At 44.5% G+C, this 26,801-nt stretch carries 25 protein-coding genes; 16 read left to right on the top strand and 9 right to left on the bottom strand.

Annotation, left to right across the window (positions count from 1 at the left end):
• Nucleotides 1–112 precede the first annotated feature (112 nt).
• The 8 genes from QNN06_RS30810 to QNN06_RS30775 all read left to right on the top strand — a co-directional run bounded on the left by QNN06_RS30810 (nt 113) and on the right by QNN06_RS30775 (nt 10,053).
• A complete protein-coding gene (locus QNN06_RS30810) occupies nt 113–1,855 on the top strand; it encodes an ABC transporter ATP-binding protein (RefSeq protein WP_284036711.1) in 1,743 nt (580 codons plus the stop codon).
• A complete protein-coding gene (locus tag QNN06_RS30805; RefSeq protein WP_284036710.1) occupies nt 1,845–3,704 on the top strand; it encodes an ABC transporter ATP-binding protein in 1,860 nt (619 codons plus the stop codon). Before QNN06_RS30810 ends, QNN06_RS30805 begins: the two co-directional genes overlap by 11 nt.
• 199 nt (nt 3,705–3,903) lie before the next feature.
• Nucleotides 3,904–5,115, top strand: a complete 1,212-nt coding sequence (locus QNN06_RS30800; RefSeq protein ID WP_213117954.1) for an MFS transporter — start codon at nt 3,904–3,906, stop codon at nt 5,113–5,115.
• Nucleotides 5,116–5,430: 315 nt separating this feature from the next.
• Nucleotides 5,431–6,615, top strand: a complete 1,185-nt coding sequence (locus QNN06_RS30795; protein WP_213117045.1) for an ABC transporter substrate-binding protein — start codon at nt 5,431–5,433, stop codon at nt 6,613–6,615.
• A 104-nt stretch (nt 6,616–6,719) separates the two neighbouring features.
• Nucleotides 6,720–7,601, top strand: a complete 882-nt coding sequence (locus tag QNN06_RS30790; RefSeq protein WP_213117046.1) for a branched-chain amino acid ABC transporter permease — start codon at nt 6,720–6,722, stop codon at nt 7,599–7,601.
• A gap of 14 nt (nt 7,602–7,615) precedes the next feature.
• The gene (locus tag QNN06_RS30785) at nt 7,616–8,590 is read left to right on the top strand and encodes a branched-chain amino acid ABC transporter permease (RefSeq protein ID WP_213117047.1); all 975 of its coding nucleotides are present in this window, start codon (nt 7,616–7,618) and stop codon (nt 8,588–8,590) included.
• Nucleotides 8,565–9,344, top strand: a complete 780-nt coding sequence (locus QNN06_RS30780) for an ABC transporter ATP-binding protein (protein WP_213117048.1) — start codon at nt 8,565–8,567, stop codon at nt 9,342–9,344. The genes QNN06_RS30785 and QNN06_RS30780 overlap by 26 nt, the downstream gene beginning before the upstream one ends.
• 1 nt (nt 9,345) lies before the next feature.
• Nucleotides 9,346–10,053 (top strand): ABC transporter ATP-binding protein, encoded by a 708-nt coding sequence (locus tag QNN06_RS30775; protein ID WP_213117049.1) that lies wholly within the window; start codon nt 9,346–9,348, stop codon nt 10,051–10,053.
• Nucleotides 10,054–10,082: 29 nt separating this feature from the next.
• Here the strand turns inward: QNN06_RS30775 and QNN06_RS30770 are convergent, their stop codons facing one another.
• A complete protein-coding gene (locus QNN06_RS30770) occupies nt 10,083–11,885 on the bottom strand; it encodes a TIGR04190 family B12-binding domain/radical SAM domain protein (protein ID WP_213117050.1) in 1,803 nt (600 codons plus the stop codon).
• Nucleotides 11,886–12,341: 456 nt separating this feature from the next.
• Between QNN06_RS30770 and QNN06_RS30765 the strand changes: the two genes are divergently transcribed.
• From QNN06_RS30765 to QNN06_RS30745, 5 genes are all read left to right on the top strand, one after another.
• Entirely contained in the window at nt 12,342–14,207 is a 1,866-nt protein-coding gene (locus QNN06_RS30765) for a GAF domain-containing sensor histidine kinase (RefSeq protein WP_284036709.1), read from the top strand.
• Complete coding sequence (locus QNN06_RS30760; protein ID WP_284036708.1) at nt 14,182–14,841, top strand: response regulator; 660 nt, start codon at nt 14,182–14,184, stop codon at nt 14,839–14,841. Before QNN06_RS30765 ends, QNN06_RS30760 begins: the two co-directional genes overlap by 26 nt.
• Before the next feature lie 229 nt (nt 14,842–15,070).
• On the top strand, nt 15,071–16,471 hold the full coding sequence (locus QNN06_RS30755; protein ID WP_284036707.1) for a S8 family serine peptidase: 1,401 nt from the start codon (nt 15,071–15,073) through the stop codon (nt 16,469–16,471).
• A 428-nt stretch (nt 16,472–16,899) separates the two neighbouring features.
• The gene (gene ybaK / locus QNN06_RS30750) at nt 16,900–17,376 is read left to right on the top strand and encodes a Cys-tRNA(Pro) deacylase (RefSeq protein ID WP_284036706.1); all 477 of its coding nucleotides are present in this window, start codon (nt 16,900–16,902) and stop codon (nt 17,374–17,376) included.
• Between the two features lie 139 nt (nt 17,377–17,515).
• On the top strand, nt 17,516–18,616 hold the full coding sequence (locus QNN06_RS30745; RefSeq protein ID WP_213117055.1) for a PRK06851 family protein: 1,101 nt from the start codon (nt 17,516–17,518) through the stop codon (nt 18,614–18,616).
• A gap of 84 nt (nt 18,617–18,700) precedes the next feature.
• On the opposite strand, the gene QNN06_RS30740 is transcribed toward QNN06_RS30745, so the two are convergent.
• Nucleotides 18,701–18,877 carry a hypothetical protein gene (locus tag QNN06_RS30740; protein WP_213117056.1) on the bottom strand — a complete coding sequence of 59 codons (177 nt, stop codon included), beginning with the start codon at nt 18,875–18,877 and terminating at the stop codon, nt 18,701–18,703.
• A gap of 127 nt (nt 18,878–19,004) precedes the next feature.
• Here QNN06_RS30740 and QNN06_RS30735 point away from each other — a divergent pair, with 127 nt between their 5' ends.
• From QNN06_RS30735 to QNN06_RS30725, 3 genes are all read left to right on the top strand, one after another.
• Nucleotides 19,005–19,643: a DNA alkylation repair protein gene (locus QNN06_RS30735; RefSeq protein WP_284038010.1), complete on the top strand. Its 639-nt coding sequence runs from the start codon at nt 19,005–19,007 to the stop codon at nt 19,641–19,643.
• Between the two features lie 70 nt (nt 19,644–19,713).
• Complete coding sequence (locus QNN06_RS30730) at nt 19,714–20,568, top strand: Cof-type HAD-IIB family hydrolase (protein ID WP_217032463.1); 855 nt, start codon at nt 19,714–19,716, stop codon at nt 20,566–20,568.
• Between the two features lie 13 nt (nt 20,569–20,581).
• Nucleotides 20,582–21,655, top strand: a complete 1,074-nt coding sequence (locus QNN06_RS30725; protein ID WP_284036705.1) for a PQQ-dependent sugar dehydrogenase — start codon at nt 20,582–20,584, stop codon at nt 21,653–21,655.
• A gap of 288 nt (nt 21,656–21,943) precedes the next feature.
• Here QNN06_RS30725 and QNN06_RS30720 read toward each other — a convergent pair whose 3' ends face one another.
• From QNN06_RS30720 to QNN06_RS30690, 7 genes are read right to left on the bottom strand one after another with little or no spacing between them, the layout of a single operon-like run.
• On the bottom strand, nt 21,944–22,153 hold the full coding sequence (locus tag QNN06_RS30720) for a hypothetical protein (protein WP_284036704.1): 210 nt from the start codon (nt 22,151–22,153) through the stop codon (nt 21,944–21,946).
• Between the two features lie 48 nt (nt 22,154–22,201).
• The gene (locus QNN06_RS30715) at nt 22,202–22,429 is read right to left on the bottom strand and encodes a hypothetical protein (protein ID WP_213117060.1); all 228 of its coding nucleotides are present in this window, start codon (nt 22,427–22,429) and stop codon (nt 22,202–22,204) included.
• 56 nt (nt 22,430–22,485) lie between these two features.
• A complete protein-coding gene (locus QNN06_RS30710; RefSeq protein ID WP_284036703.1) occupies nt 22,486–23,403 on the bottom strand; it encodes a FixH family protein in 918 nt (305 codons plus the stop codon).
• Nucleotides 23,400–24,077: an ABC transporter ATP-binding protein gene (locus QNN06_RS30705; RefSeq protein WP_217032469.1), complete on the bottom strand. Its 678-nt coding sequence runs from the start codon at nt 24,075–24,077 to the stop codon at nt 23,400–23,402. The genes QNN06_RS30710 and QNN06_RS30705 overlap by 4 nt, the downstream gene beginning before the upstream one ends.
• Nucleotides 24,074–24,871: an ABC transporter permease gene (locus QNN06_RS30700; RefSeq protein ID WP_213117063.1), complete on the bottom strand. Its 798-nt coding sequence runs from the start codon at nt 24,869–24,871 to the stop codon at nt 24,074–24,076. Before QNN06_RS30700 ends, QNN06_RS30705 begins: the two co-directional genes overlap by 4 nt.
• Nucleotides 24,835–26,181 (bottom strand): nitrous oxide reductase family maturation protein NosD, encoded by a 1,347-nt coding sequence (nosD, locus tag QNN06_RS30695; RefSeq protein WP_284036702.1) that lies wholly within the window; start codon nt 26,179–26,181, stop codon nt 24,835–24,837. Before nosD ends, QNN06_RS30700 begins: the two co-directional genes overlap by 37 nt.
• Nucleotides 26,178–26,759: a hypothetical protein gene (locus tag QNN06_RS30690; protein ID WP_213117065.1), complete on the bottom strand. Its 582-nt coding sequence runs from the start codon at nt 26,757–26,759 to the stop codon at nt 26,178–26,180. The genes nosD and QNN06_RS30690 overlap by 4 nt, the downstream gene beginning before the upstream one ends.
• Nucleotides 26,760–26,801: the final 42 nt, after the last annotated feature.

The following is a 26,801-nucleotide window of genomic DNA, read 5'->3' as shown; positions in this document are numbered from 1 at the left end:
GATACGCGAAAGCTATGCGGGGGCAGGCCCCTTTGCTTGTCTATTTTAAGAGCCCGAATTTATAATAGGTTTATTACATTTGTCTGGCAGTTTAGGAGCAGGGGGAGACCTCATGAAGCATTTTGCAAAGTACATAAAAAAGTATTGGAAGTCCTTTTGTATTGCGGTTCTATTCCTCACCTTTGAGGCAATTTGCGATTTGCTGCAGCCGACCGTGATGGCGAAAATTATTGACGAGGGTGTTGCCAACAGAGATATCCATTATGTCCTAAAAATGGGCGGCCTAATGCTCCTGATTACCGCTATTGGGGCCGTGGCCGCTTCCACCAGAAGCATCATGGCCAGCATCGTTTCGCAAAATTTTGGAACAGAACTACGATCTGACCTGTTTAGCAAGATTCAATCACTTTCATTTAGAAACCTGAACAACTTTGACCGCGCATCCCTCATCACAAGGCTTACAAATGATGTAACCCAGGTACAAGTGTTTGTAAACGGTACGATGCGGATTTTCGTAAAAGCTCCGTTGCTGGCGATTGGCGGTCTGGTTATGGCAACGCGCCTTAACCTTCACCTCGCGGTCGTCCTCGCGGTGGTGGTGCCGATTGTGGCATTGTTTATCATCATCAACTTAAAGCTTGGATTTCCTCTGTTTTCCAAAGTTCAGAATGCCATGGACCGGGTGAACGGTGTGCTTCGTGAATATTTATCCGGTGTCCGTGTTGTCAAAGCTTTTAACCGTTTTGAAGTAGAAACAGCTAAATTCTCAAAAGCTAACGAGCATTTCCAGAAGCAATCGATTGCCGCCAACCGACTGATGGCTGTTTTCAGCCCGGCGATTATGCTGACAGTTAACATCGGGATTGTCGTTGTCCTCTGGATGGGTGGCTTTGGGGTTGAGTCAGGAAAGATACAGGTTGGCCATATTATTGCTTTTATCAACTACATGACGCAGATCTTATTTTCCCTCATGATGATTTCCATGGTGTTTACCATGTTTGTCAGGGCGAAGGCCTCAGCGGGAAGAATTGATGAAGTATTCTCTGAGGAAGTCAACATTACTTGGAAAAACGATAAAATGAAATCTCCAACCGGTGAAAAAGGAAGAATTGATTTTGAAAATGTCTCCTTTTCCTATGATGAGGCTGCCGGCGAGCCGGTCCTCAAAGACATTTCCCTTACCCTTCTTCCCGGGGAAACAGTCGGCATCATCGGCTCTACCGGTTCCGGGAAAACTACGCTCGTCAGCCTGATTCCCCGCTTTTATGACGCATCAAGCGGCTCGATAAAGGTAAATGGCACGAATATTAAAGATATAGACCCGAAAAATCTAAGGGAGAAAATTGCCTTTGTTCCACAAAAAAATATTTTGTTTACCGGGACAATTGCTGAGAATATCCGCTGGGGAAAGGAAAATGCCTCACAGCAGGAAATCGAAACAGCGGCAGCTATAGCCAGTGCCACGGAATTTATCGAGGCCTCACCGGAAGGCTATAACACAAAAATAGGCCAGGGCGGTGTCAATTTTTCCGGCGGACAGAAGCAGCGGCTTTCTATTGCCAGGGCACTGGTAAAGCAGCCGGAAATTCTCATTTTGGATGACAGCACCAGCGCGGTCGACGCCGCCACTGAAGCCAAAATGAAAACCGCCTTAAAAAAATTCGCCAGCGGCCTGACCTGTGTTTTGATTGCCCAACGGATTTCCTCGATTATCGATGCCGATAAAATCATTGTCCTCGATCAGGGGGAAGTGGCGGGTATTGGCTCCCATCACGAGCTAATCAAGGATTGTCAGGTATATCAAGAAATCTATCGCTCACAAATGGGCAGGGAGGGACTGCAAAATGGCAAATAACGCAAATCAGCCGCAAAGAACCACCCCTCCCGGTCCGCCGCCGCTTAGGCCTGGTGGGGGTGCCCACCACCGCGGTCCAGTGGTTAAGCCAAAAAACTTTAAAGGTACCTTAAAACGCCTTTGGGACTATTTTGGCCGCGAAAAGGGAATGCTTTCCCTCATTTTCTTGTTTATCACGATTGATGCAGCTTTAATGCTGCTTAACCCTTTTCTCATCGGGAAAGCCATCGATGCCATGACGCTTAATCACGGGAAGGTGGATTTCGCCGTTCTTGAAGTCATGATTATTGTCCTGATCAGCGCCTATGCCGGCGACGCCGTCCTTACCTTTTTCCAGGGCTGGCTGATGGCGGGGGTAGCCCAACGGATAGTCAAAGTATTAAGAGCTTCTCTTTTTCAAAAACTGCAAAAGCTCCCTGTTGCTTTCTTTGATTCTCGGACACATGGGGAACTAATGAGCAGGCTCTCAAATGATGTTGATAATATCAGCAACACGATATCCCAATCGACGACACAGTTAATGTCCGGAGTCATCATCATCCTAGGCTCGCTTATTATGATGCTGATTCTGAGCCCAATCCTCACGCTGGCCAGCCTGATTACCGTGCCGCTTGTATTTTTGCTTACAAAAACGATTGCAAAAAGAACAAGCGTCCTGTTTAAAAATCAGCAAATTCAGCTGGGGAAATTAAATGGGCATATCGAAGAAACCATTTCTGGCATCGAGGTTGTAAAAGCTTTTAATCATGAAGAAAAGGTAATCGAGGAATTTGAAAAGGTTAATACCAAGCTCCGTGAGGTCGGCCTCAAGGCGCAGATTTGGTCCGGTTTCCTAATGCCGATTATGAATGTCATCAATAACCTTGGCTTTGCGGTCGTCGCTATTGTCGGCGGCATCCTCGCTGTCAAAGGGCACATCACGGTTGGAGCGATCGCCAGCTTCATTACGTATTCAAGGCAATTTGTCCGGCCGCTTAATGATCTGGCCAATATTTTTAACATTCTTCAATCAGGTGTCGCCGGAGCAGAGCGGGTCTTTGAAGTCATTGATGAAGAGGAGGAACCTGCGGATTCCCCTAGCGCAGTGCCGCTTAAGAATCCGAATGGCCATGTTGTGTTTGAAAATGTCACCTTTGGCTACCGCCCTGATGTGCCGATTTTAAAAAACGTCAGTTTTGAGGCGGCGGCAGGAACCAGCACCGCCCTGATTGGTCCGACTGGTGCTGGAAAAACAACCATTGTAAATCTTTTGACAAGATTTTATGATGTGACCGGGGGCCGGATCCTCCTCGATGGGCGCGATATTCGCAGCTACACAAGGGACAGCCTGCGGCGCAGCTTTGGCTTTGTGCTCCAGGATACCTATCTTTTTTCGGGAACAATCAAAGAAAATATCATGTACGGAAATCCGGCCGCGACGCAGGAGGAAGTGCAGGAGGCCGCAAAGATGGCAGGTGCAGAGGGCTTTATTAAACGTCTGCCCAAGCAATATGACACCCTTCTATCGGAAAACGGCGGTAACCTCAGTCAGGGAGAACGCCAGCTGCTGGCCATTGCCAGGGTTATTTTGGCACGACCATCGCTGCTGATTTTGGATGAAGCGACAAGCAGCATTGATACAAGAACGGAACTGCACATTCAGCGGGCTTTGTTGTCTTTAATGGAAAATCGCACTAGTTTTATTATTGCTCACCGCCTCAACACCATTCGTGATGCCGACACTATCACGGTCATTGACCATGGGGAAATCGTTGAATCAGGCAGCCATGAGGAATTGATGGCGAAAGAAGAGAGATATTTTACCTTGTTTTCAAATCAATTTAAAAATTCGGAAACCCATGAAGCGTAGCTTGAGAAAATTTCAAACTGAGATTTTCTCTTTTTTTGCTGACTGGTGTAAAGACATCTGTTAAAATTATGACAGGACAGGGGCTTATAGTTTTTTCTTAAAAAGAAACGTACTGGGGAATAATATCAGAAACTCTGAAAATAGAGGGGGGCTTATGATGGCTAACACAAATAGTGTTTCTGGCAATGATTTTATTAAGATGAAATCAGGAAAGAAACAGGAGTTATCAAACACGAAACTGCTCGGTATTGCCGGGATGGGCTGGATGTTTGATGCCATGGATGTAGGGATGCTTTCCTTCATCATAGCGGCATTGGCGGCAGAATGGAGTTTAACTCCCGGCCAAATGGGCTGGATTGGCAGCATCAACTCGATTGGAATGGCGGTCGGTGCGCTAATTTTCGGCTTAATGGCTGACCGAATCGGGCGGAAACATGTTTTTATCATTACTTTATTATTATTTTCGATAGGAAGCGGTGCATCGGCATTTGCAGGCTCTTTGACTGTCTTTTTAATTCTCCGGTTCTTAGTTGGAATGGGCTTAGGAGGAGAACTGCCGGTCGCTTCAACGCTTGTTTCCGAAAGTGTCCCGGCTGAAAAACGCGGCCGTATCGTTGTTCTATTGGAAAGCTTTTGGGCAGGCGGTTGGCTGATTGCAGCGGTCATTTCCTATTTCATCATCCCATCGATTGGCTGGCAGGCAGCGTTGCTTATCAGTGCGATTCCTGCCCTATATGCCTTATATTTGCGGATGGGGCTTCCTGACTCACCACGATTTGCAGCAGTTAAAACGAAGGAAAAGAGCTCCGTCCTTCATAACCTCACTCAGCTTTGGTCAAAAGAGTATAGCAGACAGACAGCTATGCTTTGGGTTGTCTGGTTCTGTGTCGTGTTTTCCTATTACGGAATGTTCTTATGGCTGCCGAGTGTCATGGTGATGAAGGGCTTCAGTTTGATTAAAAGCTTCGAGTATGTGTTGATTATGACGCTAGCTCAGCTGCCTGGTTATTTTACGGCGGCGTGGTGCATTGAAAGGTTTGGCCGGAAGTTTGTTTTGGTTGTCTACCTAACCGGAACGGCTGCCAGCGCTTATTTCTTTGGAACCGCAGACTCTACTGCACTGTTAATGGCAGCAGGAATTTTATTATCATTTTTCAACCTTGGCGCTTGGGGCGGGCTCTACGCCTATACCCCGGAGCAGTATCCAACGGTAATCCGCGGTACAGGTGCCGGAATGGCTGCTGCCATCGGCCGTATCGGTGGTGTGCTCGGTCCATTATTGGTTGGCTACTTAGTGGCTCAAAAGTATGCTGTCTCTACCATTTTTACAATATTTTGTATATCCATTTTAATTGGTGCTTTGGCAGTGTTTCTTTTGGGAAAAGAAACGAAAAAACAAGAATTGGTATAATGATTTATTGGAGGGCCCTTTTTCAAGGGTCCTTTATTTCTGGAAAAACGAGGAATATATCCATATTTAGACAAAATAATTTAAAAATAGTTTGCTTTTTAAAGTAAAAATAAATACTGTTCCGCTTTAGCGGAATAACGTGTAAAAACGCCCAGAAATAAGCTTTTATTATTATTTTCAAAATTATTTTAAAATAGTGGATGTAGGTACTAGACGAACCCCTAATTATTATGTACAATGTTTTCAGAATATTATATGTTTTGGGAAGAGTTGCACAATGATTTGGGAAACTTTTAAAAAACAGGGGGTAATGTCGTGAGAAAAAGAAAATTAGCAGGTGTGTTTGCTTCATTTATGCTAGCTGCAGGCGTAATGGCCGGCTGTGGATCATCCACATCCACTAGTTCAGGCGGCGGGGATGAAAAGGGCGGCGAAATCAAAATCGGTGCCAACCTTGAGCTTTCTGGCGGGGTAGCATCCTATGGCCAGTCCATTAAGGAAGGTATTGACCTGGCACTGGAGGAAATCAATAAAGAGGGAATTGACGGCAAGAAATTGAAGCTGGTTGTCGTTGATAATAAGTCTGAAGCACCTGAAGCGATTAATGGCGCGACAAAGCTGATCAGCCAAGACAAGGTTTCAGCCATTATCGGTGCAGCAACAAGCGGAAATACAAAAGCACAGATTGAAATTGCGCAAAGCAACAATGTTCCAATCATCACGCCGACTGGTACGGCTGCTGACGTAACGGTAAAAGACGGCAAATTAAATGATTATGTTTTCCGTACATGCTTCATTGACCCATTCCAGGGCACTGTCGCAGCAAACTTTGCGGCTAAAGAATTAAAAGTAAAAACAGCTGCTGTATTTATTGACAGCTCCAGTGATTATTCAAAAGGTTTAGCGGCTTCCTTCAAAGAAAAGTTTGAAAAAGAAGGCGGCAAGGTTGTCACTCAAGAAGCATATGTGGCGAAGGATACAGACTTCCATGCCCAATTAACGAATATTAAAGGGAAAAACCCAGAATTCGTCTTCGTCCCTGGATATTATGAAGAAGTTGGTTTAATTGTCAAGCAGGCTCGTGAATTAGGTCTAGATGCGCCAATGATGGGTGCTGACGGCTGGGATTCTCCTAAACTAGTAGAACTTGCCGGCAAGGATGCTTTGAATAACACATTCATTACAAACCACTATTCTTCTGGCGATTCTGACCAAAAGGTTCAAGAGTTTGTAAAAGCCTTTAAAGCAAAATACAAGGACAAATCTCCAGATGCGTTTAACGCTTTAGGATATGATTCTGCTTATTTCCTTGCTGATGCCATCAAACGTGCTGGCGGCGGAGATTCCAAGAAAATTCAAAAGGCTCTTGCAGAAACAAATGGCCTTGATCTAGTAACAGGACAAATGAAGCTTGATAAGGACCACAACCCAATCAAATCAGCTGTCATCTTAGAGTACAAAGACGGCGAACAAACATTCAAAACGAAGGTTAATCCGTAGTTAATTTTATAATGATCAAATGAATAGGGAGCATGTCCATGTTCCCTATTCCAATTTATAAGGATTAGGAAAAATTTCCTATTCCCACTGGAAGGAGTTGCGACATGGAACAACTAATACAGCAGCTAGTCAACGGCATTTCATTGGGAAGTATTTACGCATTGATTGCCCTTGGGTACACAATGGTATATGGCATCGTCAAGTTAATCAACTTCGCCCATGGGGACGTCTTCATGGTCGGCGCTTTTATCGGTTTTTATTCTATTACTGTTCTCCATTTAGGATTTTTCCCAGCATTATTGATTTCAATGGTGGCCTGCGCAATTTTCGGCGTATTGATTGAACGGATTGCCTACAAGCCGCTTCGGAATGCGACAAGAATTGCGGCGCTGATTACCGCCATCGGGGTATCGCTTTTCATTGAATATGGCACCATTTATATTCGCGGCGCCCAGCCTGAGGCTTATCCAAGCAACATCGTTCCATTAAAAAGCCTGGAGATCTTCGGCGTTAAGATTAGCGGCCAGTCCATCCTAATTTTGGCCGTTTCCCTTTGTTTAATGATTATTCTTCAATTTATTGTCCATAAAACTAAGATTGGTAAGGCGATGCGCGCCGTTTCCCACGACCAGGATGCAGCCAAATTGATGGGAATCAACGTCAACAACACCATCTCTGCTACCTTTGCAATCGGATCTGCCCTTGCCGGTGCAGCCGGGGTGGTATTTGGAATGTACTATACAAAAATTGAGCCATTGATGGGGATCATTCCGGGTCTGAAGGCTTTCGTTGCCGCTGTTCTAGGAGGAATTGGAATTATCCCTGGGGCAATGGCTGGAGGATTATTATTGGGTGTCATTGAGGCCCTTGTCAGCGCGGCTGGAGGCTCGCTATTCCGTGACGCTGTAGCCTTTGTGGTGTTAATTTTAATCTTAATTTTCCGCCCTGCTGGTCTTTTTGGCAAAAATGTCAGGGAAAAGGTCTAGGGGGTGCTGGTGAGATGAAAAAGTTAAATAACGCAAAAGGCTTTTGGGGTTCCGTTGTTTTAGCTGTCGTTTTTGCAGTTGTCGTACAGTTCCTGATTAATGGCGGGACATTAAACCCTTTTTATGTAAATGCTCTGTTTTCAATCGGAATTAATATTATCCTTGCTGCATCTCTTCATCTGATCATTGGCATTACCGGGCAGTTTTCGATCGGCCATTCCGGTTTCCTTGCCGTTGGGGCATATGTTTCAGCCATTATCACAATGAAATTGGGATTGCCCTTCCCGGTCGCGATTCTGGCTGCCGGTGCGGCCGCTGCTGTTGCCGGTTTAGTCATCGGGGTTCCTACCCTAAGGCTCCGAGGCGACTATCTTGCCATCGCTACTCTAGGTTTTGCGGAAATCATGCGAATTGTCTTCTTGAATATTGATTATGTTGGCGGCGCTTCCGGGATGACGGTCTCCCACCTGATTACCTGGCCATGGCTGATTGCCTGTGTGGCCATTACCATTATCATCATTGTCAACTTTACGAATTCTACCCACGGCCGCGCCTGCATTTCGATTCGCGAAAACGAAATTGCTGCCGATGCGATGGGGATTAATACGACCTATTACAAAGTAATGGCGTTTGTCATTGGTGCCTTTTTTGCCGGTGTGGCAGGTGCCTTGCATGCCCATAACTTTTACATCATCCAGCCAACCAACTTTGGCTTTTTGAAGTCCTTTGATATTTTGATTTTTGTCGTGCTAGGCGGATTAGGAAGTATGTCTGGTGCAGTGCTGGCAGCGATTTTATTAACGATCATTTCAACGTTCCTAGCCAATTATCCGGAAGTCAGGATGGTTATCTACAGCCTTGTGTTAATTGCGATGATGCTGTTCCGCCCGCAAGGATTGATGGGAACAAAGGAAATTACGTCTTTCTTCAAGCTAGGTAAATCCGCGCAAGGAGGGTCTCAAGATGCGAACAAAAACACAGTTGCTTAAAGTAGAGAACGCAGGCATCCGATTTGGCGGTTTAAAAGCAGTATCCGGGGTCAACCTAGAGCTTTTGCAGGGAGAACTCGTCGGACTGATCGGGCCAAATGGTGCCGGTAAGACGACCTTCTTCAACCTGTTAACAGGTGTTTATGTTCCAACCGAGGGGACGATTTCTTTGGCCGGTGAAAAATTAAACGGCAATAAGCCATATAAAATTACCAAAAAGGGAATCAGCCGGACATTCCAAAACATCCGCTTGTTTGGCGAATTATCGGTCCTCGATAATGTAAAGGTTGCCTATCATTCACTGGCGAAGCATTCGATTTTCAGTTCAATCTTCCGCCTGCCTTCCCATTTTTCCGGTGAGAGAGAAATGGAAGAAAGGGCAATCGAGTTTTTAAAAATCTTTAAGCTTGATAATGTCCAGCATGAAATGGCGAAGAACCTGCCATACGGACAGCAGCGCCGCTTGGAAATTGCCCGGGCATTAGCAGCAAATCCTAAGCTATTGCTTTTGGATGAGCCGGCAGCAGGGATGAATCCGCAGGAAACTGATGAACTGATGAACCTGATTGCGTTAATTCGCGAAAAATTCTCGTTAACCATTCTTTTAATCGAGCACGATATGAATCTTGTTATGGGTGTTTGTGAAAGAATCTATGTATTGGACCATGGCCAGCTAATTGCCGATGGTACTCCGGAGGAAATCCGCAACAATCCAAAAGTCATCGAAGCGTACCTTGGCGAGGAGGTCTCTTAGTATGCTAAAAGTCAACGATATAAATGTCTATTACGGAAATATCCATGCATTAAAAGGAGTATCCCTCGATATTAACCAGGGTGAAATAGTGACGCTGATCGGTGCGAATGGTGCCGGAAAAAGCACGCTGTTAAAGACCCTTTCCGGGCTTTTGAAACCGAAGACTGGCGAGATTGTGTTTGAAGGCGAGCATGTTGCCGGCAAGGTGCCGCAATTGATTGTGAAGCGCGGGATCTCCCAGGTTCCAGAAGGCCGCCGCGTGTTTGCCAATATGTCGGTAGAGGAAAATTTGGAGCTAGGCGCCTTTTTACGTAAGGATAAGAAGGGCATCCAGGAGGATTTTGAAAAAATCTATCAGCTGTTCCCGCGCCTTTTGGAGCGGAAAAAACAGCTGTCGGGTACGCTGTCAGGCGGTGAGCAGCAGATGCTCGCGATGGGCCGGGCGCTGATGGCACGCCCTAGGCTGCTATTATTGGACGAGCCTTCCATGGGCCTTGCACCGCTGCTCGTCAAAACAATCTTCCAGATTATTGAGGAAATCAATAAAACGGGAACAACGATCCTGCTGGTTGAACAGAATGCGAACATGGCGTTATCCATCGCTGACCGCGCGTACGTCATTGAAACAGGAAAAATAGTCGCCTCTGGTTTAGCTGAAGAACTCAGTGCCAGTGACCAAATTAGAAAAGCCTACCTAGGTGGGCATTAAAAAAGGTATCGGAGTGAACTCCGGTACCTTTAAATTTTTTGCTGCTCCGAATCAAGTGTAAATTGAAAACGATGTTTCGGCTGGAATGAATGCTTAATTTTACTTTTGTATTCGACATACAATTGCTCAAGCCCCACTAAAGCAAGCGAGAAGAAATTAGCATAATTCTTTTGGACCTCCCACTTTAACTCGTTCTTGCCGCAAATGCTGTAATAGTTTAGTTCCTCAATTTCCTTGGCAAGCTTAGCCAGCTCTTCAGACTGTTTTTCTGTCGGAAGGGCCAGAATTTGGTCAATTTTTCTAATATAGGCCTTCGATTTTTCAATTTTCCCTTTAATATCCTGAAAGCCGGCTAGATCAATTAGCTGGTATTTTAATTTAAATTCATTTAACCTGTGTGCTGCTTCATAGGTGGCGCCGACGATTGTCTCTCGCGTCATATATTTTGTTTCATAGCTGAGCATATGTTTCCAGGATGGCTGGGTGATGGCCTTGCGATGGTCTTCGAGTGTCTGGCACAATTTTTTATAGCCATGGATTTCCGGGTGCTCAAAGGCCGGACTCGCCGGATCCAAAAATGGTGCGAGCGGGGCAACGAAGTAAAAGATTCTTGAGTCCTTCCCACAGGCCAGGTGGATAGTTTCACAAAAGTCGATATTTTCGATAGAACTTTCATACGTTTGTCCTGGAATCCCGACCATAAAGAACAGGTCAATTTTTTTACAGCCATTTTTGAGCGCGAACTGCAGTGTTTCGATAACCTTTTCATTTGAGCAGCTGAATTTCCCGTTATATTTCCTAATTTTTTCATCATGGGTTTCGAGGGTAATTTCAATGCTGTAATGAGGGACGCTTTCATTCATCAGCCGGAAAAATTCTTCATCTGCATATTGGAACAACTCAAAGACGATTTCGTTTTTTAGCTTCAATTTTTTTAACCGGTTAAAAAATTCCTCAACATATTCTTGTCCGCCTTGTCTCAGATCATGGAGGATAAATATCGGCGCGCGGCTGAACCGGGAAATAAATTGAATATCCTCGACGAGCTTTTTCGGTGACCGCAATGCTAGCGTTTGACGGTTGCAGTTTTGCCCATATGCCTCCCTCGAGCCGCCGCAAATCAGGCAGTTCTGTGTACATCCGCGTGCTGTCAGCAGTGCGGTGTTCGGGTATTGAAGCCAGCCATTGTATGGCAGCGGGTCGAGGAAATTCCTATATTTGAAAACGGACCGAATGGTGTAGCGGTACCCGGGAACATCGATATCATCGAGATCCTTTGGCACGTACGTTAACGGATTATAGCCAGTCTCGCTGCTCTTTTTCCACGTTAAATTAGGAATATCCGCAAAGTGAGTATTTCCAGTCTCTAGCTTATTCATCAACAGCAGCATCAGTTTTTCTGTCGAGTCCCCGCGCATCACGAAATCAATAAATGGGTATTGGATTAACTCCTTGTGATAATACGTGGCCGACAATCCGCCAAAAATAATCGGTGTATCCGGATGATGCTGCTTGACGATTTTCGCCAGCTCGATGCTCCCGTGGGCATGTGGCAGCCAGTGCAGGTCAATGCCAAACGCACTTGCCCTGATCGATTTTAATTTTTTTTCGACATCAAAGTTTGGGTTCATTAGCATTCGGTTGGCGATATTGATGATTTTTACGCGGAGTCCATAACGCTCCAAATAGTCGGCGATGCTGGTCAGTCCAATCGGGTACATTTCAAAAACGGGCGAGGATGGAACAACATCACTGATTGGTCCGGCAAGCAAAGGATTTTTTCGGAAATCGTAAACACTTGGAGCATGCAGCAGTACTAAATCGTATTTCATGGGAAACACCTCTTTGATTTGTAGTGTAATAACTCCTTTTGGGGTATATATATAAATGTTTTTTTAAGAAAGAATTTGTGAGGAAATTCACAGGTTTTCTAATACTATTATCGCTGTTTATTTTAGTTTACTATAGTAGTTGTTAGTTAGAGTGACAAACAGGTGACAAATTTTAGGTGATTTTGTGCCGGATTTACTACAAAGGTAGTAGGCAAGAATAATCCTTTAGCCAAATAGAAAACGCATAGCGGTTTATGACATAATAGTGGATATCAAACCATTATGGTTTGCGAGGGACCCAGTCCGGTTAGTGTGTTCATTAGACCGGGTTGGGTCCTTATTTTTACGGACGTTTGGCCGGCTGAACAGGCATTCATATTGTTTTCAATCTATAAATACATTAAACTAAAATAAACAGAAAATTAAGTAAATCGTCATAGATTTGGAGGGGAAGCTTTGGGCGATATCGGCATTTTGCAAAAAAAAGAGAAGCTATCAAGGCAATTCCTACAATTTATCTCTGTCTTTGGAGTGTTTATTTATTTTCAATTTGGCTTGTTTAATTTAATGGTACCCCGCGAGCCAATGATTTTGACGCTGCTGGTGATGTTTCTCTTTATTGTTGAACTGTTTCCCGTACCTGTTTGGAAAGGCCAAATAACCATCTCATTTCCATTGGTTTATGCCATATACCTTATGGATGGCTTAGCCTATACGATTGTTTTTTATGGGATTATTGTTACAGCCACCAACATTATGAATAGACGGCCGCTCCGAATTATTTTCTTTAATCCGGCCATGCAGGTCATTAGTTTTTATATTGCCCATCTGCTTTGCCAGTGGCTGTATCCACAGTTGCCAATCGAAGGGCTGTCAAGGGTGCTGCAGGGAATCATCCATTTTAATTTGCTCATCATCCCCTTTTATTTCATGAATAATCTCATTGTGGATCTTGTTTTTGCTATCAGGCCACAAACGTATAATCTGAAAATCTGGAAGATGAAAGTTCTCTTTGAGGTTTATAGTTTTCTTTTTTCCTATGGTTATATTGTTTTGTTGCATGTTTTGGGAAATCAAAGGCGGGGAACGATTGATATTTTTTCTTTTTTCTTCTTTTTTATCCCGTTGGTCTGTGTGGCCCTGCTAAGCTCAATTATTGCCAATTTAAAAAAGGAAAAGGCAAAGCTGAAGGCATTGTTCAGCATTTCATCAGAGCTGAATAAAAAAATTGCCAGGTCTGATTGGTTAACTTTTTTAAAAAATAATCTTCAAGAATTTATTGATGTGGAAGCATGGATTTTGTGGAAACGTCCACCGGAAGGCTGGTTGTTCCGATTTGCGGCTGGCCCTGTCAAGGAAGATTTAACGATGTCGGAGGAAACGGCTGCCGCCCTGGATAAAATGACAAAATTAACCGTTTATCATAATGCCAAAAGAGACCCGAGTCCGGCAGGGATTTTTTTTAAGGAGGAAATAGGGTCAATACTTTATGCCCCCTTAATTTTAGAAAAAGAGCTGGTTGGGATGTTTGTTTTTGGGAGAAGCCGGACCAACAGTTTTAGCGAGGAGGATATGCGCTCTGCGGCTACCCTTGCCAATCAGCTGGCAGTCCTTATTAAAACAAGATGGCTGTTTGCCGAGCAGGAGAAGCGATTGATTTTAGAAGAAAGAAATCGGATTGCCCGGGACATCCATGACGGTGTGGCCCAGTCGCTCGCCGGTGCGATTATGAATCTGGAAACGGCACAGCGGAAATTTGCGAAGATGCCGGAGGATTCACTTCGGTTAATGGGCGAGAGCACCGAGAAACTAAGGCGGAGTCTGAAAGAGGTGCGGGAATCCATTTATGCGTTAAGGCCATATCCAACAGAACGGGTGGGACTATTGTCGGCGATATCCGCGAAAATAAATACGGTTAAGCGGGAGCATAAGCAGAATATCAAGTTAGAGACCAGAGGTCCTGAATTTCACCTGAGCCCGATGGTTGAAAAAATTATTTTTGATATTTGCCAAGAGAGCCTTCAAAATGCCGTAAAGCACGCTGAAGCATCGAAAATTGATATTCTGTTAAGCTATCAAAAGGAGAATGTGCTTTTGAAGGTGAAGGATAATGGCAAGGGTTTTTCGCTTTTCCAGGCCATGGTCAAGGCCCGAGAGCACCCGCATTTTGGAATATTACATATGAATGAATCGGCTGATAAAATTCAGGCCTCACTGCAGATAGACAGCCGAGAAGGAGCCGGAACAGAGATAACCTTAACGGTGCCAAGAATGGGGATTGAAGGGAGTGAGTTGCGTGATCAAGCTTATGCTAGTCGATGATCATGCCGTTTTACGGGATGGGTTGAAAAATATTTTGGAAATGGAAACCGATATTGAGGTGATTGCGGAAGCGATCAATGGCAATGACGCAATTGAAAAGGTAAAAGGGGTAATGCCGGATGTGATTTTGATGGATATTAACATTCCTGAGAAGAATGGCATTGAAGCAACGAGCATTATAAAAAAAATGTACCCATCTATTAAGGTTTTGATTCTGACGATGTTTGACCATGATGAATATTTTATGTCGGCGATTCGTGAAGGGGCCGACGGTTATCTGCTGAAGGATGCCCCTTCTCAGCATGTGGTCGATGCGATTCGGGCGGTGGCAAACGGGCAGTCGGTCATCCACCCATCGATGACGAAGAAGTTTTTGGGCTTTTTCCAGCCTCCGGCTAAACCAGAGCCAGCTGAGGAAGAAAAGGCTACGGATTCGACGCTGACTGAACGGGAGAAGGAAGTGCTTCTATGCTTGGTTAAGGGCATGAATAACAAAGAAATCGCCCAAACGCTGTTTATCAGTGACAAAACGGTCAAAATCCACGTGTCCAACATTTTCAAGAAACTTGGCGTTAAAAGCCGGTCCCAGGTCGTTATTTATGCTGTACAGAACCAGCTTGTGCCGTTGACGTAGTAGTTATTTGATAGTTTGCTAGAGAACCATGCCATCGGGGCTAGGTTCTCTTTTTTTGGTCTGGCCCATTTGTCCTGTTTCAGGATTTTGCAAGTACTATCTGGTAAAACGTTGGTAGGATTACAAAATAGTACCTTTTCCTGTTAGAAATAGACTCTTTGTTGAATGGGATATTTGGTGGAATTTTTAGATAATTAAGGGAGTCTATGTTAGAAAAGGGGAATGTATTATGAAAAGATGGTTAACTGGCTTTGTCATCTGTGCCTTATTACTAACTCTTGTTCTGCCAAATCTTCCGAAGGCTAAAGCGGATATCACGACAGCTGTCCTTGATTCACGGCTGGTGAAAGCACTTAAGAATGGGACCCAGCCGCTCCAGGTCATTGTTACCTTTGACGGCGAGGGTGCTCCAACACAAGACAATGAAAATCTATTATTGAAATTGGGCATTACCAAAGGAATCTCGATGAAGGAACTGCCCATTGTCGGTGCCTTCGCAACAAAAGACCAAATTGAAAAGCTTGCTGCTGCACCTGGGGTCAAATCGATTTACTTGAATCGGAACCTCGAATACTATAATGCCGATGCAACAGCCATGACAGGAGTTGATAAAGCGCGGGCAGACACTGCCATGACAGAGGCAAACGGCGGACTTCCGATAACAGGCAAGGGTGTCGGCGTAGTCATTAACGACAGCGGCGTGGACGGTACCCACGGGGACCTGCAGTTTGGCAGCCATCTCGTCCAGAATGTCTTGGGCAGTGCCAATTTGAATAGCTTGACAGGCGGTTTGGTGCCAATTAAATATCTTGAAAATGTACCGAATACAGATACCAACTCTGGACACGGGACCCATGTTGCAGGGATTATCGGCGCAACTGGCGCCATGTCAGGCGGAAAGTATGAAGGTGTCGCTCCTGGTGCTGATTTAATCGGCTACGGTACCGGTGCTGCCCTGCTTGTACTCGATGGAATCGGCGGCTTTGATTATGCCATTGCCAATAAAGAAAAGTATAATATTCGCGTTATTAACAATTCATGGGGCGGCTCGGGTGATTTTGATCCGAATGACCCTATTAATCTCGCAAGTAAAGCAGCCTATGACAATGGCATTTCCGTATTATTTGCGGCAGGTAATGAAGGGCCGGCGGAAAACACCCATAATCCATATGCGAAGGCGCCATGGGTCATTTCCGTTGCCGCTGGGGATAAGAACTTTAAATTAGCGGATTTCTCTTCTCGGGGAACGAAGGGAGTTGGCGGTACATTTACCATGGACGGACGGGCTTGGACGTGGAAGGATGAGCCGGACATTACCGCTCCTGGAGTCGACATAATTTCGACACGTGTCATTGCCCCGGTTTCCAGCCTAGGGCTGACAACAGATGTAGGGTTGATTGAACCTTTATATCTGCCGTTTTATACAACGATGAGCGGCACCTCAATGGCAACTCCGCATGTTGCTGGAATCGTGGCGCTGATGCTTGAAGCAGATCAATCCTTAACCCCTGACCAGGTTAAACAGGTGCTGCAGGATACCGCCACCACCATGCCGGGCTACGAATCTTGGGAAGTCGGCGCTGGCTACGTTAACGCGTATGCTGCCCTGCAACAAGTACTATTCAAGTAAATCTCGTAAAGTTAGGAGAGAGAGCCCGTACGACGGTGCAGGCTCTCTTTTTATTTGCATTTACCTCCTAATTCCGGACCAGCCCTAAAAAAAGCCAGGCGGTTAGCCTGGCTCAGGTAATTTCCCCCCTTTTTAATTTTTCTCGCCTAACTTTGCCATTTACTCGCCGATTTCTTGAATTTACTCGCCAACCGCCAATTACCATCTACGTCAAAAAGTTTAGGTTGGAAAGTAAAGTGATATATTTGGAAAGTATTTTATAAGAAGTGGAAAGTAAATCCGAAATATATGCAAATATTTAAAAAAAAAGGAAAGTAAATCGAGCAAAGGTGTAAGTATTTCCAGAAAACTGGATAACGAAGACCTGTTTTTTAAAAAGTTACCTCTTTTTTTGCTAAAATAAAAGAAAAATTAGAAGGATGATTAGGATGGCACAGGCCAAAACCAATGCAATGCGCATTTTGGATGCGCAAAAGATTCATTATGAGGTGCTTACATACGAAAATAAGGATGGAAAAATTGATGGAGTGTCGGTTGCTGAGAAAATTGGCAGGAATCTGAAAGAGGTCTATAAAACGCTCGTCACTCAAGGGGCAAGCAAAAACCTTTATGTGTTCGTCATTCCTGTTGCTGAGGAATTAAACCTGAAAAAGGCGGCTAAAGCGGCCGGGGAGAAGAGCGTCGAAATGATTCCGGTGAAGGATATTCAGAAATGGACCGGTTACATCCGCGGAGGCTGCTCGCCCGTCGGCATGAAAAAGCACTACCGAACCTTCATCGACCAAAGCTGCTCAGAAATTGAGGCAATCGTCGTCAGTGCCGGAAAAATCGGCATGCAAATCGTGCTTGCGCCCAACCAATTAAAAGAAATCATAGATGCCGAGTTGGCAGATGTAATAAAGTAAACTTCCCTTTATAAAAAAATCAATTTTTCACATGGGCATTCACCTATAAACAACAAAAGCATAAGATATGGTGAACTTAATCTTTGTGATTGAAATTGCCTAATGGCAATGTTGATTTTTAAAAAGGGAGTGTTAATGAATGGCAGGGAAAGTTAAAAACTATTTTGCCGGCGGCAACACCGCCAGGGGATTTCATAATTTGTACGATTCCAACCTGCAGGGACTTGACCGTTTGTTTATTTTAAAAGGCGGGCCTGGCACAGGCAAATCGTCGCTTATGAAAAAAATCGGCAAGGAGTGGGTAGAAAAAGGCTATGACATCGAGCTTCTTCACTGCTCCTCTGATAATAACTCCATTGATGGTGTGATAATTCCGGCTTTAAAGGTGGGCATTGTTGACGGAACTGCCCCGCATGTGATTGAGCCAAAAGCACCTGGTGCGGTGGAAGAGTACATTAATCTGGGTGAAGCATGGAATGCTAAGGCACTAAGTGCGCAAAAAAAGGTCATTCAAAAACTGACTAATCAAATTAGTGAGGCCTTTGCGACAGCCTACGCTACTTTTAAGGAAGCGCTTGAAATTCATGATGATTGGGAAAAAATCTATATAAACAGTATGAACTTCCAAAAAGCGGATCAATTGACCAAAAAGCTGATTGAAACTTTTTTTGGAAAAATGAGGTTAAGCAAACAAGCCGATGTTCGCCACCGTTTTCTTGGGGCTGCCACACCAAAAGGCGCAGTTGATTTTGTCCCTAATTTAACGGAGGATATTCAAAAACGCTATTTTATTAAGGGGCGACCAGGCTCCGGCAAGTCCACGATGCTGAAAAAACTAGCTGCTGCAGCAGAGGAGCGGGGCGTCGATGTAGAAATCTATCATTGCGGCTTTGACCCTAATAGCCTCGATATGTGTATTTTTAGAGAGCTGGGGATTGCCATTTTCGACAGCACCGCACCGCACGAGTATTTCCCAAGCCGCGACGGTGATGAAATCATTGATATGTATGAAATTCTAATCGAGCAGGGAACAGATGAGATATTCGCCGATTTTATCAGCAAAATTTCCACCAAGTATAGAAACAAAATGACAGAGGCAACAAGCTGGCTCGCCAAAGCGAAAGAGCTCCACGATGAGCTTGAAGCCATTTATATTTCCGCAATGGACTTCACAGTGGTCGAAAAAATCCAGACTAAAATTGCTTCAGAAATCAATGCATTAGCTGGGGTAAACGCTTAGAACCAAGGGGCCTGATCCCTCCCGCAATAAGATTTAATGCGTTGGGGTCAGGCCCCCACTGTGTTAATTCGTTAACGGCGGGGGTCAGGCCCTATTTCCGTTATGTGTGTGGGTTTGTTTTGTTTTGCTTTGCTGGTCCTTGTTGCGTTTGTTTCCCTTGCTGTTATCGCCGCTTACGAATTCGGCGGCAAATTCAGCTGACGTCTGGCCGGCGCTCGCTGAATTTTGGTTTCGGCTGCCTTTATTAAATTTTTTCGTCATCATCATCCCTCCTTCTGCACATGTTAGTTTGTCGTCTGCCTATTAGTTTATACACGAGTTTCTTCACCAAAAATAAGGTAAAAAGAAAGGATGTCGTTTATTGAAAGAGATTGCACTCTTAACCGAGATGTTTGAGAAGAACCGAAATGTAGAAAATGCCGGGCCGATGGAAAAATATATGAAAGGGCATTTCCCATTTCTCGGCATTAAGAAACCTTTACGAGCAGAAATGGAAAAGCAATTTTTTAAAGAAACCGGAATTTTAAAGAATCCTTTCAACCAAGATTTTGTTTGGGGGCTTTGGGTGAAAGAAGAACGGGAATATCAATATACTGCACTTGTTTATTTAGAAAAGTCGCTAAACAAATTGGACAAGTCAGATTTGCCTTTCATGGAGCGGTTGATCACCATGAAATCCTGGTGGGACACGGTCGATGCGATTGCCCCAAAGCCAGTTGGAACAATTGCACAGGTCTTTCCTGAGGTAATTGAAGAAACAATTAACGGCTGGGCAGTCCATGAATACCTCTGGCTAAGAAGAGCCGCGATTCTTTTTCAACTGAAATATAAAGAAAAAACGGATGATGAACTGCTATATCAATACATACGTGAGAACGCCTTAAGCAAAGAATTTTTTATCCAAAAAGCAATTGGCTGGGCGTTGCGGGAATACTCGAAGACAAATCCTGGATCCGTCGGGAGGTTTATAGAGGGGCACCAATTAGCACCTCTAAGTATTCGCGAAGGCAGCAAGTACTTAAACTGAGCCAATTAGGAGAAAATACCAGTTGTTCATGGTAGAATGGCAATATTGAAAAGAGATGAAGGAGAACATCATGATGAAATGTATTGCGACAGATATGGATGGCACATTATTGAATTCCATGCAGGTGATTACCGAGGAAAATAAACAGGCGATCTTAAAGGCACAGGAAGCCGGAGTGGAAGTGGTGGTTGCTACCGGAAGATCGTATCAGGAAGCGACCTATGTTTTAAATGCGGCCGGGTTGAAATGCCCAGTTATTTGTGTGAACGGCGCTGAGGTCCGCTCAAAAGAAGGAGAGATTATTTCTGCTTCCCCGATTGCCAAACAAATGGCCAAGGATGCGGCGGCAGTATTGTACGAAAAGGATATCTATTTCGAGGTATACACGAATAAGGGAGCTTTTTCCGTCGATACCGACAAGGCTGTTTCCATTCTCGTGGACATCGTGATGAGCGCCAATCCTGAAGCTGATCGGGACTATGTCGTTCACGCGGCGGGAGGAAGAATCAGAGATGGCTTGATTCATTCAATTGAAAATTATGAACTTCTTTTTGAAAGTGATGAGTATCAGATTTATAAGTTTTTAGTATTCTCCTTTGATTTAGATAAGCTTGGCGATGCAGCCAGCGCCATAAAAGAGTTTAGCGAGCTTGAGGTCACGAAATCGGGCATTGAAAATATTGAAATCACCCATAAAAATGCTCAAAAAGGGATTGCCCTTGAGGCCTTCGTCAATGCAAAAGGGATAGATTTGTCGGAAACAATGGCGATTGGCGATAATTATAATGATGTATCGATGTTTGAAAAAGCCGGACGAGCAGTGGCGATGGGCAACGCCAGCCCAGTTATCAAATCGCTGTGCGATGTGATTACCGATACAAATGAAAATAGCGGTGTAGGAAAGGCAATATTGGACGTTTTATAAAAGGGGGCTCCAAATGTACAAAGCCAGGTCCATCGTGTTAGTTTTGATTTTGCTGCTTTCAGGCTGTTCCTTTTTTGAAAAAAAAGAAGAGGAACCAGAGGGCGATGAAGCCATTGTCCTTCTGCCTGATATTGAGGTTGTCGCTGAAAATTTATCTGTACCATGGTCAATTGATAAAGTAAATGGAACATTTTACATCAGTGAGCGCACAGGAAGCATTGCCAAAATCGAAAACGGCAAAATGGAACGGCAGCGAGTGGTTTTACGGAAACCGCTGGCTGAGGCAGCGGAAGCTGGGCTGCTCGGCTTTGTGCTGGATCCCCAATTTGCAGAAAATCACCAGGCCTTCGCCTATTACACATATTCGGAAGAGGGGCAGGGCCAGTTCAATCGGGTCGTCGTGTTAACTTGGAACGGTGCTGAATGGGATGAGGGGCGAATACTGTTGGACCGCATCCCGAGTGCAGCCTACCATCATGGCGGCAGGATGAAAATAGGCCCTGACGGAAAGCTTTATGTGACAACGGGTGATGCGACTGTTCCGGAATCAGCGCAGAATAGAGGATCCATCAACGGGAAAATTTTGCGAATGAATTTGGACGGGACTATCCCGGCGAATAATCCATTTCCTAACTCGTATGTGTACAGCTACGGCCACCGGAATCCGCAGGGGCTGGTCTGGATTGGTGAGACGCTTTATGCAAGTGAACATGGACAATCGGCGCACGATGAAATCAATCGGATTAAGCCCGGGGCGAATTATGGCTGGCCGGTGATTCAAGGGACGGAGCGGAAGGCGGGAATGGTGACGCCGCTCTTTCAATCTGGGAATGAAACATGGGCGCCATCAGGGATGGCTGCTTATAATGGGAAACTTTACGTAGCCGCATTGCGCGGCAACGCTGTCCGTGAATTTAACCTCGCGGCCGGCCGCACCACGGCGGTCATCACCGGACTGGGCCGCATTCGCGATTTGTTTGTAGATGGAGAATACCTTTACTTCGTCAGCAACAACACCGACGGCCGCGGTACACCTGACGAAAAAGATGATAAACTATACCGAGTTTTGTTGAGGGATTTGAAATAAATAGGGAAAGGTGTCAGCATCATGGAGGAAATTCCAGATGAAGGACATTTTCAAAGGGGTTCGGTAAAGAAATGTCCTTCATAGCAGAGATGAAGACCATTTTGGATGATTCCAGAGTAGGAAATGTCCTTCATAGCCATGATTGAAGACCATTTTGGATGATTCCAGAGTAGGAAATGTCCTTCATAGCCATGATTGAAGACCATTTTGGATGATTCCAGAGTAGGAAATGTCCTTCATAGCCGAGATGAAGACCATTTTGGATGATTCGAGAGCAGGAAATGTCCTTCATAGCCATGATGAAGACCATTTTGAATGATTCCAGAGCGATAAATGTCCTTCATAGCCGAGATGAAGACCATTTTGGATGATTCCAGAGTAGGAAATGTCCTTCATAGCCATGATTGAAGACCATTTTGGATGATTCCAGAGTAGGAAATGTCCTTCATAGCCATGAAGACCATTTTGAATGATTCCAGAGCGATAAATGTCCTTCATAGCCGAGATGAAGACCATTTTGGATGATTCGAGAGCAGGAAATGTCCTTCATAGCCATGATGAAGACCATTTTGAATGATTCCAGAGCGATAAATGTCCTTCATAGCCGAGATGAAGACCATTTTGGATGATTCCAGAGTAGGAAATGTCCTTCATAGCCATGATTGAAGACCATTTTGGATGATTCCAGAGTAGGAAATGTCCTTCATAGCCATGAAGACCATTTTGAATGATTCCAGAGCGATAAATGTCCTTCATAGCCGAGATGAAGACCATTTTTAATGATTCCAGAGCAAGAGATGTCCTTCATAAGACTCGTAGTGCCTGGCACTTTATAATATTTCAATCTTAAGCGAGTTAATTTGCGAGACAAGCAGGTCTTCATATTGTTTTTGTGCTTGATAGTAGATTTCCTGATCCCCTGCTTTAGGGTTTTCTTTTTTTGCTTGGTCGACTAAATCCTTTTGGACCTTTTGAGCAAGGACAATTAGCTTGTATTGCTGCTTTTCAACGTCCCAGAATTTTCCTTCCCCATAATGCTGGATTAATGCTTGGGCTGAGGCAAATTGCGCATATTGTCCACGCGCCTTTTCTACAGCCGCATCGACCTCCGCTGCCTCAACCTTATGTCCCTTTTCCTCAGCGAGCAACGCCATCGAGCGGAGGCGGATAATTTGCGTTAGCAATTTGTTTTGGTCATCCAGCACCTTTTCCTGTGAATCCAAATAGGCAAGCTCTTCCTCCAGTTGTTTACCGCTATAATTCTTCCGGGCTGCATCGCGATTGATTTCCAGTTGCAGTTGATTAATAAATTTGTAAAAAGAAACATCCTTATCCGTGATCCATTGTCCATTTATTTTGGCTACACCTTCTGGCTTTACCACATTGATTTCGATGACTTTCTCAGTTTTTTCCCCATCTTTTTTCAAAAGGAACGCGGCTTCAAACTTGCCGTTCATCGGAACCTTCACATCTGCAGCGTAAGTTCCGTCTTTCCCTTCAGCAAACTTCACTTTCACCGTGCCGTGGTTCATAGTTGCCATCGACAGGTCAGCTGTCACCGTAAGCCCTGTAACTGCCTTGCCAGCCTCGGTTACTTTAATTTCAAACGGCGACGGTTTATCCTTTTGATAATAAAGCTCCTTGGTGATGTCAATCTTATAATCAGGCCCCGAGCTGCAGCCGGTCATGACAGCGGCGAAGACCATCATCATGAGCAGCAACACGGCGTGCATCCAACGATTTCTCATATCCCAATACCTCCTAATTGCTGTGTTGTTAAAAATTCATCTACCGTATATTTTTCCATCTTTCCTTCATTTAAAAAAGCAACATGCGTACAAACCTGGCGGATTTCATCCAAATGGTGCGACGAGAGCAAAATGGTTTTGTCCTTTAAGCCTCTTAAAACCTCCAAGATTTCCTTCCGGCCCATCGGATCAATTCCACTCGTAGGTTCATCCAAAATCAAAATACTCGAATCCTGATAAAGCGTAATCGCAAGACCAAGACGCTGCAGCATTCCCTTCGAGTACTTTTTCACCGGTTCGTTCCGGTCATCCCATAGCCTGACCGCACGAAGTACTTGGTCTACCCGTGCTGCATCCGCTTTCCCCGAAACAGCCTCGGCAAAAAAGGTCAAATTCTCCAGACCGGTCAGCATCGGATAAAGCATGAATTTTTCCGGCAAATAGGCGATTGTTCTTTTCCAGTCATGATTTTTTTTGGAGACTGCAGCGCCGTTAATCGCAATTGAACCTTGTTTAATAGGTAACAGCCCCAGCAAACTATTAATAAACGTCGATTTTCCTGCGCCATTTCGGCCGACAAGGGCGCAGATCTCATTCTTGCCGATGTCAAGATCGACGGAGTCGAGCACTTGCTTTTTGCCAAAGGATTGGCATAAGCCCTCCACTTTAATCATTCATAACCCTCCTTGCGGTTGAACAGCACTGCCGCCCCAAATGATACAGCTAGCCAGAACACTCCGTTACCCAGCATAAAGAATGCGGGCTTAGTCCACATAAACGCCTGCAGCATCCTCGACATATGGCCGAACGAGTAAACGCCCATGCCCGTTTCTAAAAACATCCGGACAGCCTGAAGCGGATTTAAAAAGTAGACGAGCGAAAAGAATTTCACATTTTCATAGGTGACATCCGGCAAAAACGATAGCAGGATGAAATCGTGTAAGAAGAAGAAGTAAAACCAGACAAAAATCGTATAGCCAATAATCTGCATCCGTGAGCGGCTAAAGCTGCCGACCGCTGCCCCCATTTGCAGGAAAATCACGGCCATTACGAGAATGCTTACCGCAAAAATGAGATAGCCTTTAAAATCGAGAGCAAATTGAAACTTCAACATTAATAAATATAGGAAAAACCAAGCCGCGAGTGGCACTAGGACAACAGCATAAAGCCCAGTGCTTTTTCGCATAAGAAAGCTCGGATAACTATCCCTTTTCGTTAACAGCATAATCAATGTCTTTTGTTCTTTTTCCTGAAAAACAGAAAACGCTCCGATAAACAGGCACAAGATCGGGATAAAGTAAATAATCGTATCAAACAAGTTGATTAAAAGAATATAAAAGCCTTTTTCAAATGACAGGGAGGCGGAACGAACCAATATACTGATTGAAATGAGCGCAATGATGCTTAGAGCGAGCCACAGCCCTTTACCCCTTATATTTTCTTTCCATTCCTTCCAAATATAATGCATAGTGTTTCCCTCCCCTTTATCAATATCAGCACCGCGATGACACCGAGGGCAGCAAATAGAAGCGAAGAATGGCTGCCGCCTTTAGAAACCAGTGGATGCGGATCTTTAAACATAACTTCATCGTCGTTCAGTGTGGCGTTAATTTTTTCATAGATGCCCACGGCAGGGCTTTTTAAAAATAGATTTGTTAATTCCTGGTCCTCCAGCAGCTGGTGAAGGGAAGAGTGGTAGGTTATTGGAAAATCGCCGATGCTGTCCTGGTTTAAATCGGTGAGCGGGAAGGCGCTGCCCCAGTCGTTGCCTTTGCCATGATGGCTCCAGGCATTGCCTTTGCCCTTGCCACCGATGGTGACAGCCGGGATGGTATTTTCGGAAATTCGGTTTAATGTAAATATTTGATCATTGGAACTGGCCCAAAGCTCAATGCCAATTTGGTTTTGGATGATTCGGTTGTTCCGAATCGTATTTCGGGTTGCCTGGTCAATATACAAGCCCCGCTGGTTCATGTAAAAAAGATTGCCTTGAATCGAGTTGTCATTAGCTTGCAAGAGTAATAATCCGAAAGATTGGTTTCCGTAATTGACGATAAATTGATTGTCTTCAAGTGTTAGTCCGTTTGAATTCATGATGGCCGCGCCGCCCTGATTCATCGTAAAGGTATTTCTTTTAAAAATATTTTCATCTGAGTACATGTAGTGCAGGCCGTAGCGGGTGTTGATGATGGTATTGTCATAGCTTTTGTTATTGTTGGCGTAGTCGAAAAACATCCCGTCACGGGTGCCTTCGATCTTGTTGTGTGCCAACAGGTTATCGTTTGCGTAATAAACATGCAGCCCGTTACCTTGGGCAGCAATTTCGCCCTTGCCCATTCCTTTAATATCGGCATACTCAATGGTGTTGTGATGGGCCTGGCTTAAATAAATGCCGTGAAAGGAGTTGCGGATAGTGACGTGCTCGATGATGTTATGGTTCGTATAAATTTTAATCGCCGCGTATTCCTCGGCCGAGTTGCGGTCCATGCTGCTGCCAGTTACGGTAAGATTTTTTAAATGAACCTTAGCTGCCTTAACAGAAATCACGTTTCCTGTTCCGTCTCCTTGGATCACGGTCTGTTCTGAGCCAATAATCGTCAACGGTTTGGTGATGACTATATTACCTTCATACGTCTTATTTTCAAGCTTCAATACCGCTCCCTCTTTCATGGAGTCGATCGTCGCTTGCAGACTTCCGTGTTCGGCTGCCATATATTCCTCAGGTTTGATAAACAACAAGAGAGAAAGAATGAAAGATAGGAGCGTTAATTTTTTCATTTTACTTTTCGGTCCTTCCATAACGGAATTAATAATAAAATAAACGCAGCAATAACAAAGTAGACACCTGTTCCCAAGATACTGTGGGTAATAAAGTTCGCCACAGTATTTTCACCGATAATAGGCGGAACAAATGGATCCATATGAATCGGCGCCTTTGGATCTAGATTGGAGCCGTATCTTTTTAGGGCAGAATAAAGATCCCAAATGCCTGCTGCACCGCCAATCATAAAGATGCCAATCAGTCCATAAAGCACTTTTTTATTGCGGAGGAGGGCTGTTATCAGGGTGAGCGCTGCTAAACCTCCGACAATGTAAATCAGGTAGCCCAGCTCAGGGAAATTTTCTTCACTGAAATTAGCCATGCCGATGTAGTGATTAAGACCGTTAATGATATCAATTTGGCCTTCCAGTTTGTTTGGATAGACAATGATATTTAACCCTTCCGGATATTGCGGTGCGATAAATAGCATTCTCCACCAAGGGAAAAACATTGACACCACGATGAGAGCTGCCGAAGCACCGATTAACAGTGCGGAGATAAGAGATAATTTATTTCCCTTCTTACTAACATTCAAGTTAACCACACCTTTTATAGTAATAATTAAGTAAAAGGGGAT

Origin of the sequence: Neobacillus sp. 114 (assembly GCF_030127045.1) — a bacterium.
Taxonomy (GTDB): Bacteria; Bacillota; Bacilli; order Bacillales; family Cytobacillaceae; genus Neobacillus; species Neobacillus rhizophilus.
Note: the sequence above shows the minus strand (reverse complement) of the source record. Positions and strands in the feature narration are given on the sequence as shown.

Excerpts from the sequence above, each read along its gene's own strand:
- QNN06_RS30810 (WP_284036711.1), top strand. The coding sequence starts at position 113 with ATGAAGCATTTTGCAAAGTACATAAAAAAGTATTGGAAGTCCTTTTGT.
- QNN06_RS30805 (WP_284036710.1), top strand. The coding sequence starts at position 1,845 with ATGGCAAATAACGCAAATCAGCCGCAAAGAACCACCCCTCCCGGTCCG.
- QNN06_RS30800 (WP_213117954.1), top strand. The coding sequence starts at position 3,904 with ATGAAATCAGGAAAGAAACAGGAGTTATCAAACACGAAACTGCTCGGT.
- QNN06_RS30790 (WP_213117046.1), top strand. The coding sequence starts at position 6,720 with ATGGAACAACTAATACAGCAGCTAGTCAACGGCATTTCATTGGGAAGT.
- QNN06_RS30785 (WP_213117047.1), top strand. The coding sequence starts at position 7,616 with ATGAAAAAGTTAAATAACGCAAAAGGCTTTTGGGGTTCCGTTGTTTTA.
- QNN06_RS30780 (WP_213117048.1), top strand. The coding sequence starts at position 8,565 with ATGCGAACAAAAACACAGTTGCTTAAAGTAGAGAACGCAGGCATCCGA.
- QNN06_RS30775 (WP_213117049.1), top strand. The coding sequence starts at position 9,346 with ATGCTAAAAGTCAACGATATAAATGTCTATTACGGAAATATCCATGCA.
- QNN06_RS30770 (WP_213117050.1), bottom strand. The coding sequence starts at position 11,885 with ATGAAATACGATTTAGTACTGCTGCATGCTCCAAGTGTTTACGATTTC.
- QNN06_RS30755 (WP_284036707.1), top strand. The coding sequence starts at position 15,071 with ATGAAAAGATGGTTAACTGGCTTTGTCATCTGTGCCTTATTACTAACT.
- ybaK (WP_284036706.1), top strand. The coding sequence starts at position 16,900 with ATGGCACAGGCCAAAACCAATGCAATGCGCATTTTGGATGCGCAAAAG.
- QNN06_RS30745 (WP_213117055.1), top strand. The coding sequence starts at position 17,516 with ATGGCAGGGAAAGTTAAAAACTATTTTGCCGGCGGCAACACCGCCAGG.
- QNN06_RS30740 (WP_213117056.1), bottom strand. The coding sequence starts at position 18,877 with ATGACGAAAAAATTTAATAAAGGCAGCCGAAACCAAAATTCAGCGAGC.
- QNN06_RS30735 (WP_284038010.1), top strand. The coding sequence starts at position 19,005 with ATGTTTGAGAAGAACCGAAATGTAGAAAATGCCGGGCCGATGGAAAAA.
- QNN06_RS30730 (WP_217032463.1), top strand. The coding sequence starts at position 19,714 with ATGATGAAATGTATTGCGACAGATATGGATGGCACATTATTGAATTCC.
- QNN06_RS30725 (WP_284036705.1), top strand. The coding sequence starts at position 20,582 with ATGTACAAAGCCAGGTCCATCGTGTTAGTTTTGATTTTGCTGCTTTCA.
- QNN06_RS30720 (WP_284036704.1), bottom strand. The coding sequence starts at position 22,153 with ATGAAGGACATTTATCGCTCTGGAATCATTCAAAATGGTCTTCATGGC.
- QNN06_RS30715 (WP_213117060.1), bottom strand. The coding sequence starts at position 22,429 with ATGGTCTTCATCTCGGCTATGAAGGACATTTATCGCTCTGGAATCATT.
- QNN06_RS30710 (WP_284036703.1), bottom strand. The coding sequence starts at position 23,403 with ATGAGAAATCGTTGGATGCACGCCGTGTTGCTGCTCATGATGATGGTC.
- QNN06_RS30705 (WP_217032469.1), bottom strand. The coding sequence starts at position 24,077 with ATGATTAAAGTGGAGGGCTTATGCCAATCCTTTGGCAAAAAGCAAGTG.
- QNN06_RS30700 (WP_213117063.1), bottom strand. The coding sequence starts at position 24,871 with ATGCATTATATTTGGAAGGAATGGAAAGAAAATATAAGGGGTAAAGGG.
- nosD (WP_284036702.1), bottom strand. The coding sequence starts at position 26,181 with ATGAAAAAATTAACGCTCCTATCTTTCATTCTTTCTCTCTTGTTGTTT.